General features: G+C 65.8%; 8 protein-coding genes and 2 tRNA genes. 3 read left to right on the top strand and 7 right to left on the bottom strand.

Annotation, left to right across the window (positions count from 1 at the left end; translation table 11 throughout):
• Positions 1 to 119: 119 nt before the first annotated feature.
• A complete protein-coding gene (locus AWB95_RS21355) occupies positions 120 to 884 on the bottom strand; it encodes a DUF881 domain-containing protein (RefSeq protein ID WP_085168618.1) in 765 nt (254 codons plus the stop codon).
• Between the two features lie 97 nt (positions 885 to 981).
• On the opposite strand from AWB95_RS21355, the gene crgA reads away from it, so the two are divergent.
• Together crgA and AWB95_RS21345 are read left to right on the top strand one after the other, a co-directional pair.
• On the top strand, positions 982 to 1263 hold the full coding sequence (crgA, locus tag AWB95_RS21350) for a cell division protein CrgA (RefSeq protein ID WP_062539886.1): 282 nt from the start codon (positions 982 to 984) through the stop codon (positions 1261 to 1263).
• A gap of 155 nt (positions 1264 to 1418) precedes the next feature.
• Entirely contained in the window at positions 1419 to 1835 is a 417-nt protein-coding gene (locus tag AWB95_RS21345) for a PH domain-containing protein (protein ID WP_062539885.1), read from the top strand.
• A gap of 9 nt (positions 1836 to 1844) precedes the next feature.
• Here AWB95_RS21345 and AWB95_RS21340 read toward each other — a convergent pair whose 3' ends face one another.
• Positions 1845 to 2393 (bottom strand): peptidylprolyl isomerase, encoded by a 549-nt coding sequence (locus AWB95_RS21340; protein WP_062539887.1) that lies wholly within the window; start codon positions 2391 to 2393, stop codon positions 1845 to 1847.
• A 109-nt stretch (positions 2394 to 2502) separates the two neighbouring features.
• Here AWB95_RS21340 and cwsA point away from each other — a divergent pair, with 109 nt between their 5' ends.
• Positions 2503 to 2922 carry a cell wall synthesis protein CwsA gene (gene cwsA / locus AWB95_RS21335; protein WP_062539884.1) on the top strand — a complete coding sequence of 140 codons (420 nt, stop codon included), beginning with the start codon at positions 2503 to 2505 and terminating at the stop codon, positions 2920 to 2922.
• Positions 2923 to 2928: 6 nt separating this feature from the next.
• Here the strand turns inward: cwsA and AWB95_RS21330 are convergent.
• From AWB95_RS21330 to gyrB, 5 genes are all read right to left on the bottom strand, one after another.
• Positions 2929 to 3001, bottom strand: a tRNA-Ala gene (locus tag AWB95_RS21330).
• Between the two features lie 139 nt (positions 3002 to 3140).
• Positions 3141 to 3214 (bottom strand) — tRNA-Ile (locus tag AWB95_RS21325).
• A 49-nt stretch (positions 3215 to 3263) separates the two neighbouring features.
• Positions 3264 to 4154, bottom strand: a complete 891-nt coding sequence (locus AWB95_RS21320; protein ID WP_085168617.1) for a DUF3566 domain-containing protein — start codon at positions 4152 to 4154, stop codon at positions 3264 to 3266.
• 49 nt (positions 4155 to 4203) lie between these two features.
• Complete coding sequence (gene gyrA / locus AWB95_RS21315) at positions 4204 to 7974, bottom strand: intein-containing DNA gyrase subunit A (RefSeq protein ID WP_062539932.1); 3771 nt, start codon at positions 7972 to 7974, stop codon at positions 4204 to 4206.
• Positions 7975 to 7985: 11 nt separating this feature from the next.
• Complete coding sequence (gene gyrB, locus AWB95_RS21310) at positions 7986 to 10016, bottom strand: DNA topoisomerase (ATP-hydrolyzing) subunit B (RefSeq protein WP_084707103.1); 2031 nt, start codon at positions 10014 to 10016, stop codon at positions 7986 to 7988.
• Between the last annotated feature and the right edge of the window lie 199 nt (positions 10017 to 10215).

Genomic DNA, 10215 nt, shown 5'->3' with positions numbered 1-10215 from the left:
GCTACGCGGCGATCGCAAGCGCGGCGTAGCCGGGCGCAGCGGGTCGCCGCGCAACACCTACGGCGATCGCAAGCGCGGCGTAGCCGGGCGCAGCGGGTCGCCGCGCAACACCGGCTGCGTCAGTAGCTGACCGGGCCGGCCGGCTGGGCGAAGTGCATCCGCACCGGCTCGGTGTGCCCGGCGATGCGCACGTCGGGCGTGACCTGTTCGGTGTAGCCGAGTCCGAACCGCACCACATACTGCTTGTAGAGGGTCACCAGGGGAGCGGCGGCCAACGCGGCCTGCATGGCGCCGGGATCGCCGACGGCGGTGATGGTGTAGGGCGGACTGTAGGTACGTCCGTTGAGCAGCAACGTGTTTCCGACGCAGCGCGGCGCCGAGGTCGCGATGATGCGCTGGTCTTGCATCTGGATCGCCTCCGCGCCCGCGCTCCATAACGCGTTGAGGACGGCCTGGATGTCCTGCTGATGCACGACGAGATCGTCGGGGGAAGCGTCGCGGGGGAAGCGGCCGTTGGCGTCGCGCTGCGCGTCGCTGAGCGTGACCACCAGGCCGGGCCCGTGCACCGGGTCCAGGCCCGCGTCGCCGGCCAACTCGGCGGACCGCCGCTGCATCGCCGCCAGCGCGGCATCCGCCGACCGGCCGTGGGTGGAGTCGATCGCCGCGGCCAGCCGATCCCGCTCGCTGGACAGCCCGTCGACGTTCGACTGCGCCTCGCGGACCAGGTCGACCAGCCGTGGTGCGTCGCTGCGCCGAATCTCACCGCCCCCGGACACCCCGTGCGTCGCGCCGAGCAGCAATCCGGCCAGCAGACACACCAGCGGAACACCTGCGCGCCACAGCGCGCGGCCGCTGGTGGCGAGACGCGTCGTCGGTTTAGCCATCGGCCCCCGTTCGCCGGTGTTCGGGTGGGTTAGTCTCGTAGCCGAACAATGCTTGCAGCTTTCATCGTTGCATCCGCTCGACTGTCCTGAGGTACCGATGCCCAAGTCCAAGGTCCGCAAGAAAAGCGACTTCGCTGCCAGTCCGGTGAGCCGGACGCCGGTCAAGGTCAAGGCCGGGCCGTCCAGCGTCTGGTACGTCGCATTGTTCGTCGGGTTGATGCTGATCGGACTGATCTGGCTGATGGTGTTCCAGTTGGCCGCCACGGGGCCCAATGCGCCGTCCGTGCTGGACTGGATGGCGGAGCTGGGGCCGTGGAACTACGCGGTGGCGTTTGCTTTCATGATCACCGGATTGTTGCTCACCATGCGGTGGCGGTAGCAGTCGCCTGTGCCGTAATGAATTCATTTGGGGTGGGTATCGTTACTGGGCTGGCAACGCGTCGCTTACTCAATCACACGCGTGTGATTCATCCCCATTGTTGATAGCGCTTGTGGATAACTGCATCGCCAAAGGTAGGACGGTCTAGCCAGCCCGTGCAGCAAACCGAGTGGGCACCCTCCACGACCGGAATCGCAGGTTGTGGCGTTGTCGGTATCGTGATGGCTATCGCCTGTGTGACTCTGGTCACAGACGCGCCTGGCAGGGTACTCACAGGTATTGCCGCGGTGGGTTTGATCTTGTTTGCAAGCGTTTCGTGGCGCGCGCGGCCCAAGCTGGCAATCACCCCTGAGGGACTGCTGATTCGCGGGTGGTTGCGAACGCAGCTTTTGCGACGGCCCGAGATCAAGATCGTCCGGATCACCGAGTTCCGGCGGATTGGACGCAAGACTCGTCTGCTGGAAATCGAAACCGTCGACGACCGGCTGCTGCTCTTGTCCCGCTGGGACCTGGGCACCAACCCTCTGGAGGTGCTCGACGCGCTGACCGCCGCTGGGTACGCAGGCTCCTGAAAGCGCGGTTCAGGAGATCGTGATCGATTCGATCACAACCGGTTCGGTGGGCCGGTCGCTGTGGTCGGTGGGAGTAGCGGCGATCGCGTCGACGACCTTCTGCGACTCTGGGTCGACGACCTCGCCAAAGATGGTGTGCCGCCGGTTCAGGTGGGGCGTTTTGCCGACCGTGATGAAGAACTGCGAGCCATTGGTGCCCGGCCCCGCATTGGCCATTGCCAGCAAGTAGGGCTTGTCGAACTGCAACTCCGGGTGGAACTCGTCGGCGAACTTGTAGCCCGGGCCGCCGCGGCCGGTGCCCGTTGGGTCGCCGCCCTGGATCATGAAGCCGCTGATCACGCGGTGGAAGACGGCGCCGTCGTAAAACGGGCCGGAGGTGCCGCCGGAGGCGTTCTCTGTCGAATAATCCTTGGTGCCCTGCGCCAGACCCACGAAGTTGGCGACGGTCTTGGGAGCGTGGTTGCCGAACAGTGCGATCTTGATGTCGCCGCGGTTGGTGTGCAGCGTGGCAGTGGCGGTCTGAATTGGGCTGGTAGTCACGGCATCACAGTCTGCCATCACCACTGCGGCCACTCACCTGCCGGTGCCGGTAGCCGTGCATCGGGCCCGCAGACGTGCCAATGATGGCAGGGTGGAGCTTTACCCACTCGCGGCAGAAAGGCGGCAGATGAGCGCGACGACGAAGTTGACCCCGCGGCAGCGACTGACCCGAGGGCTGGCCTACACGGCGGCGGGACCGGTGGACGTCACGCGCGGCCTCGTCGGCCTGGGCGTGCACTCCGCGCAGGCGGGGGCGTCGAGCCTGCGTCGCCGCTATCAGGAGGGCCGGCTCGCGCGGGATCTGCAGAGTGCGCAAGAGACCATCGCTGCGGAGTTGGCCGCGGCGCAGGAGGTGGTTGCCGGGCTGCCGGAAGCGCTGCAGCAGGCCCGCCGGGCCCAGCGCCGCAGCAAGCGTCCGTGGGTGATTGCCGGGATCGCGGTGGCCGCCTTGGCCGGCGGTGCGGCGGCATTCTCGATGATCCGCCGCAAGTCGCGCCCGGAGCCGTCGCCTCGGCCGCCGAGCGTGGATGTACAGCCGCGCCCGTAAAGACCGTGGAGCCTAGGGGATTCGAACCCCTGACTTCTGCCTTGCAAAGGCAGCGCTCTACCAACTGAGCTAAGGCCCCTCGCCGCGGTCCGCGGTTTGGTCAGCGGCCACATGCCAGACCTCGACACTCCGCCGCGACCGGACCACCGCCGCCGCCACGGCGAGCGCGGCCAGCGGCAACAGCAATCTCACGGAGCGTCTGGGCGAACACATGGTTGTGGGCCTAGGAGGACTCGAACCTCCGACCTCTTCGTTATCAGCGAAGCGCTCTAACCGCCTGAGCTATAGGCCCGCACGCGGACGACCGAGCGACGAGATTACCGCACTCGACCGCCCCGGCACTAATCCCGATCTGCCAGTGTCACTTCGATGCCGCCGATCAGGTCGGTGGTCAGGTTGTAGACGAACACGCCGATCGTGGCCATCGCGGTGAGCAGCACGATGTTCAACAGCCCGATCAACACCGCGCCGCCGAAAATCGTGCCGCTGGAGACCAGCTCGGTACTGCCGCTGGTGTTGTTCAGCAGATCGCCGACGTTGCTGTTGAGCTTGCTCCACACGCCCATGCCGCCGAGCACCAGGTACAGGAACGCGACGGCGATCATCCAGACGAAGAACAGCGCGACCGACAACACCAGCGACACCTTCAGCGTGCTCCACGGGTCGATCCGCCGGATCTGCATGCTGGCCCGCACCGGGCCGCGAGCCCGGCCGGAAACGTGGATGCGGCTCGTCGGGCGGCCCGCGGCCGATGTCGACGACGTCTCCGGTCCACGGTCGGGAATAGGTTTGCGCTGTGCGGGCCGCGGCGCACCGCCGGACAGGTCGGGCAGCTCGCTGGCGTAGGCCTCGCTGTGCCGAGTCTCGCCGCGGGCGGGCGGGCCGTCGGACTCGTGGGTCTTCGGGTGACTGCCCTGCGGCATCGCGCTGGCGCCGGGCGCTGCAGTGCCCGAGATGAACCGGGTCAGTCGCGCCTCGACACCGGGGGAGTGACCCGACGGCCGCCGTTCGTGCTGGCCCGGGGTCTCCAACTGCGGGCGCTGCTGCGGCGCCGACGGCCGGGTGCCGCCTCGCTGCCACGGCGGAGCCCCGCCCGTGTCCGAGCTCGCATCGGAGCCTTGCCGCGGGGTGGGGCGGGTTTCGGATCGGTGCACGCCCCCGCCATCGACCGTGCCGTTCCCGTTGGGGCTGTCGCCCAGTCCGGGGTATCCCGGCTCGTTCGGTGACGTCACCGCGGGCTCCTTACCTCTGCATCCGGCCGCGGCGGCGGCCGGCGTTAGCTCATGCGCCGGGTTCGGTGCCCGGCTCGCCGTCGGCTACGGCGGCTTCTTCGGCATTACGTGCGATGGCTAACAGTGTGTCGCCCTCGCCCAAGTTCATCAACCGAACGCCCTTGGTTTGCCGTCCGGCCTTGCGGACTTGCCGCGCCGCGGTGCGGATCACCCCGCCGCCGGAGGTGATGGCGTACACCTCGCTGTCATCATCGACAATCAACGCCCCGACCAGCCTGCCACGGCGCGAGTCGTACTGGATCGTCAGGATGCCTTTGCCGCCGCGGCCCTGTGCGGTGTACTCCTCGATCGCGGTGCGCTTGGCGTACCCGCCCGACGTCGCGACCAGCAAATACGTGCCCTCGCGGACCACATTCAGCGACAGCAGGTAGTCATCGGCGTTGAACCGCATGCCCTGCACACCGGACGTGGCCCGACCCATCGGCCGCAGCGCCTCGTCGGTCGCCGAGAACCTGATGGACTGGCCGTTGGCCGACACGAGCAGCAGGTCGTCGTCGGCCGAGCACAACACCGCGCCGACCAGCTCGTCGCCGTCGCGCAGGTTGATCGCCACGATCCCGCCCGACCGGTTGGAGTCGAAGTCGGTCAGCTTGGTCTTCTTGACCAGGCCGTTGCGGGTGGCCAGCACCAGATACGGGGCGTCTTCGTAGCTGCGGATCTGGATGACCTGCGCGATGCGCTCCTCGGGCTGGAAGGCCAGCAGGTTGGCCACATGCTGGCCGCGCGCGGTCCGCGACGCCTCGGGCAGGTCGTACGCCTTGGCGCGGTACACCCGGCCCTGGGTGGTGAAGAACAGGATCCAGTCGTGCGTCGAGCAGACGAAGAAATGCGCGACGATGTCGTCCTGCTTGAGGCCCGCGCCCTGCACGCCCTTGCCGCCACGCTTCTGGCTGCGGTACAGGTCGGTCTTGGTTCGCTTGGCGTAGCCGGTCTCGGTGATGGTGACGACGACGTCCTCGCGGGCGATCAGATCCTCGTCGCTGACGTCGCCGTCGGCGGCCACGATGCGGGTGCGCCGGTCGTCGCCGTGCTTGTCGACGATCTCTTTGAGCTCGTCGCGGACGATGGCGCGCTGGCGCTCCGGCTTGGCCAAAATGTCTTCCAGGTCGGCGATTTCGGCTTCGATCTTGGCCAGGTCGTCGACGATGCGCTGGCGCTCCAACGCCGCCAGCCGCCGCAGCTGCATGTCCAGGATGGCCTGGGCCTGGATGTCGTCGATGTCGAGCAGCTCGATCAGACCCTGCCGGGCGATGTCGACGGTTTCCGAGGCCCGGATCAGCGCGATCACTTCGTCGAGCGCGTCGAGCGCCTTGACCAGACCGCGCAGGATGTGCGCCCGCTCGTTGGCCTTGCGCAGCCGGTATCGGGTGCGCCGCACAATCACGTCGAGCTGGTGGTCGACGTAGTGGCGGATCAGCTGGTCGAGCCGCAGTGTGCGCGGCACGCCGTCGACGATCGCGAGCATGTTGGCGCCGAAGCTGGTCTGCAGCTGGGTGTGCTTGTAGAGGTTGTTGAGCACCACTTTGGCGACGGCGTCGCGCTTGAGCTCGATGACGATGCGCAGCCCGACCCGGTCACTGCTTTGGTCTTCGATGTTGGCGATGCCGGCGAGCTTGCCGTCGCGGACCTGTTCGGCGATCGAGGTGATGAAGTTGTCGTGGTTGACCTGATACGGCAGCTCGGTGATCACCAGCGAGGTGCGGCCGCGCGAATCCTCTTCTATCTCAGCGACTCCGCGCATCCGGATCGAGCCGCGGCCGGTGTTGTAGGCGTCGGCGATGCCCTGCGAGCCGACGATCAATCCCGACGTGGGGAAGTCGGGGCCCTTGACCTTCTTGGTGACCGCCTTGAGCGTCGCCTCTTCGTCGGCGTCGAAGTTCTCCAGGCACCAGAACACCGCTTCGGCGAGTTCTCTTAAGTTGTGCGGCGGGATGTTGGTGGCCATGCCGACCGCGATGCCGCCCGACCCGTTGGCCAGCAGGTTGGGGAAGCGGCTGGGCAGGACCGTGGGCTCCTGCACGCGGCCGTCGTAGTTGGGAGTGAAATCGACTGTCTCCTCGTCGATTTCGCGTAGCATCTCCATCGCCAGGGGAGTCAGCCGCGCTTCGGTGTTGTGGCTGACGAACCCGTTGCTGATGAACGCGTGGTCGTCGGTGTCGACCCGCAGGCTGTAGACGGGCTGGACGCCGGCATCGGTTACCGCGGTGACCGTCGCGTAGTAGAACCGGCCGTCGGTCAGTTCGGTTGCGATGGCCCGCACATCGGGATCGGCGATATGCGACAGGATTTCAGAACCACGGGTGCGCCATCGTTGGATGCGGTCGATGTTGTGGCGGTTCAGCCAGTCCTTGTCGACCCAGCGGCTGCCGCAGTGCTTGCGGATAAACCGCGCCAGCCCGGGAACGTGGTCGTTGTCCCGACCGGCACAAGGTGGAAACGCTTCCAAGATGCCGAGCAGCTTCTGCTGCTTGGCACCGCCGAAGCCGACTTGGCTCGCAAAAAGTTCGGCCTGCGCTCGGTTGGTGATGACGACCTTGTACTCGCCGACCGTATGCTGATACCGGCGCGATATGACACCGAACTCCAGCAGCATCTGCTGCACGTCTTTGGCCAATCGCTCGCTACGCGTCGAGTACGAGACCTGGATTGTGTTCCGCGGCAATACCGAACAGGATCCGTCACCCTCGAAGAGGGCTTGCAGGAAGGCCCGCTTGACAGCGGCAGGTTCCTGCCAAAGCCATTCAAGAACGAGCTTCTCCGCCGATCGCTGCCCGCACAAGCCGCCCAGCCGCGACTTCTTCAATGCCGTCAGATTATGGATATCCAACTCGTACAGTGTCGAGCCAGAGCGGATCGTCCTGGTGGAGACATAGCGCTGGCCTCCGACAACCGCGTCGTAGGCCGCGACCACCATGTCGATATAGCTGCGGTCCAGATTGTTGAATCCGGCACGCTTCTCGGAAATGAATCCCTCGCTGATGAAGGCGCCCAACAACAGTGCTTCCATCACGTCGTGCCAGTCCGCAGGGCCGAACTCCACTGGCGGGGTCCGTTGTAGAACGACGTGGTCGTCGGGGCGGATCTCTTCGATCAGCTTCCACAGCAGCGTCGGCACGCCGGCGACGTCGACCAGGCACAGCAATGGGTGGTTCGCGGTGCCGGTGACCTCGTACCCTTCGGCGGTGCGAACGGTATAGGTCTGGTGTTCGCCGGAGTGAAAAAGGCGGTCGGCTAGAACCGGGTCGCCGTGCCGATCAAGCACCTTGAGCTCGACCGCGTTGTCGGAGTTAGACCGGGCGCCCGAAACCACATTGCCGATCCGCACTGCCTGCCCAAACGGCAAGCGCACCAACGCATCTCGCGAGAGACAGTAGCGCATGGCGGCTGGCGGGTCGTTGCCCGGCGAACCGAAGTTGCCCTGGCCGTCGACCAGGGGATAGCGCAGCGACCAGGGCTGCGCCATCCGGACCAGCGTGTCGTAGATCGACGCGTCGCCGTGCGGATGGTAGTTGCCCATCGTCTCGGCAACGGAGCGTGCCGATTTCGCGTGACTGCGGTCCGGGCGGAACCCCGAGTCGAACATCGCGTACAACACCCGGCGGTGCACCGGCTTGAGGCCGTCGCGCACTTCCGGCAGCGCGCGGCCCACGATCACGCTCATCGCGTAGTCGATGTAGCTGCGCTGCATCTCGTGCTGGATGTCGACCGGTTCGACGCGTTCGGCGGCGTCACCGCCCGGTGGCAGAGTGGTGTCTGTCATCTAGTCCTCGGTTAAACGTCTAGGAAGCGAACGTCTTTGGCGTTACGGGTGATGAAACTGCGGCGGGCCTCCACGTCCTCGCCCATCAAAATGGAGAACAGCTCGTCGGCCGCGGCGGCGTCGTCAAGCGTGACCTGGCGCAGCACCCGCACCGACGGATCCATCGTGGTTTCCCACAACTCTTTGGCGTCCATCTCGCCGAGACCCTTGTAGCGCTGGATGCCGTCGTCCTTGTTGATCTTCTTGCCGGCCTTTTGGCCCGCCTCGAGCAGGCCGTCGCGTTCCCGGTCGGAGTAGGCGAACTCCGGTTCACTGCGCTGCCACTTGAGCTTGTACAGCGGCGGCTGCGCCAAGAACACGTGCCCGTTTTCGATCAGCGGCCGCATGAACCGGAACAGCAGGGTCAGCAGCAGCGTGGAGATGTGCTGGCCGTCGACGTCGGCGTCGGCCATCAACACGATCTTGTGGTAGCGCAGCTTGGAGATGTCGAACTCGTCGTGGATTCCGGTGCCCAGCGCGGTGATGATCGCCTGCACTTCGGTGTTTTTCAGCACCCGGTCGATGCGCGCCTTCTCCACGTTGATGATCTTTCCACGCAACGGCAGGATTGCCTGAAACATCGAGTCGCGGCCGCTCTTGGCCGAGCCGCCGGCCGAATCGCCTTCCACCACATACAGTTCCGATTTGCGCGGATCGGTGGAACGGCAGTCCGCCAGCTTACCCGGCAGCCCGCCTATATCCGTTGCGCTCTTGCGGCGCACCAGTTCTCGGGCCTTGCGGGCGGCGATGCGGGCCTGCGCCGACGACACCGCTTTGTTGACGACGGTCTTGGCGTCGCTGGGATTGGCCTCGAACCAGTGGGTGAGCTGTTCGTTGCAAACCTTCTGCACAAAGGACTTGACTTCAGTGTTGCCGAGTTTGGTTTTGGTCTGGCCCTCGAACTGCGGCTCGCTGACCTTGACCGAGATGACCGCGGCCAGGCCCTCGCGGATGTCGTCGCCGGTCAGGTTGGGGTCCTTGTCCTTGAGCAGCTTGCGGTCCTTGGCGTACTTGTTGACCACGGACGTCAGCGCCGCCCGGAATCCCTCTTCGTGGGTGCCGCCCTCGTGGGTGTTGATGGTGTTGGCGAACGTGTGTACCGACTCGGAATAGCCGGCGTTCCATTGCATCGCGATCTCGACCTCGTGGCCGGGTCCCTTGCCGGAGAAGTCGACGATGCTGCTGTGGATCGGGTTCTTGGTGCGGTTGATGTGCTTGACGAAGTCGACCAGGCCGCCGGGGTAGTGGAACGTGCGGTGCTTGACCTTCTGCGTGGAGCGCTGTTCGGCCTCCTCGCGCGCCGATTTCGGCGCTTCGGCGGTGTCGCTGACGACCTCGTCGACGACCTCCTCGTTGCTGACCCGCTCGTCGGTGAGGTTGATGGTCAGTCCCTTGTTCAGGAAGGCCATCTCCTGCAGCCGGCGCGCGACGGTCTCGAAGTCGTATTCGGTGGTCTCGAAGATGTCGGGGTCGGCCCAGAACCGCACTGTGGTCCCGGTCTTTTTGGTCTTCTCGCCTTGCTTGAGCGTCCCGGGAACCGAGCGGTCGTAATGCTGAAACCACTCGTAGCCGTCGGTGGAGATCTCGACCTCGAGTCGAGTGGACAATGCGTTGACCACCGACACACCGACCCCGTGCAGGCCGCCGGACACCGCGTAGGCGCTGTCATCGCCACCGAACTTCCCACCGGCATGCAGCTGGGTCATCACGACGTCGACGGTGGGGATCCCGGTGGAGTGCATGGCGACCGGGATACCGCGGCCATTGTCGGTGACTTCGACTCCGCCGTCTGCGAGGATCTTGACGTCGACTTGGGTGGCGTAGCCGGCCATTGCCTCATCGACCGCGTTGTCGACGACCTCCCAGATCAGATGGTGCAATCCGCGCTCCCCGGTGGAGCCGATATACATGCCGGGCCGTTTGCGGACGGCTTCTAGCCCTTCCAGGACGGTGATGGAGTCTGCGCCGTACGATGTGCGGGCCTTCTTCTGGGCAGCCACGATCGGAAAGGTCTCCTTGGGGGGCGGGCACGCGATCAGCTACCGCGCGCGTGTTCTGGGCCAGTCTACCGGTAAGTAGCGGTCGCACCCACTCTGTGAGGGTGTTTCTACACAGCTGTCTGCGCCGTGCGCGGAATTTCTCGGAACTACCTGCGTCCTGACGCTTGCCGGGGCAACTCGTTCCCTTCTGACGGCCCTCAGC

The organism is Mycobacterium celatum, from assembly GCF_002101595.1.
Classification (GTDB): Bacteria; Actinomycetota; Actinomycetes; order Mycobacteriales; family Mycobacteriaceae; genus Mycobacterium; species Mycobacterium celatum.
This window is presented reverse-complemented; position numbering and strand designations above follow the sequence as displayed.

What these genes read in the sequence shown, in the direction of transcription:
- AWB95_RS21355 (WP_085168618.1), bottom strand. Translation starts at nt 884, where the DNA reads ATGGCTAAACCGACGACGCGTCTCGCCACCAGCGGCCGCGCGCTGTGG.
- crgA (WP_062539886.1), top strand. Translation starts at nt 982, where the DNA reads ATGCCCAAGTCCAAGGTCCGCAAGAAAAGCGACTTCGCTGCCAGTCCG.
- AWB95_RS21340 (WP_062539887.1), bottom strand. Translation starts at nt 2,393, where the DNA reads ATGGCAGACTGTGATGCCGTGACTACCAGCCCAATTCAGACCGCCACT.
- cwsA (WP_062539884.1), top strand. Translation starts at nt 2,503, where the DNA reads ATGAGCGCGACGACGAAGTTGACCCCGCGGCAGCGACTGACCCGAGGG.
- gyrA (WP_062539932.1), bottom strand. Translation starts at nt 7,974, where the DNA reads ATGACAGACACCACTCTGCCACCGGGCGGTGACGCCGCCGAACGCGTC.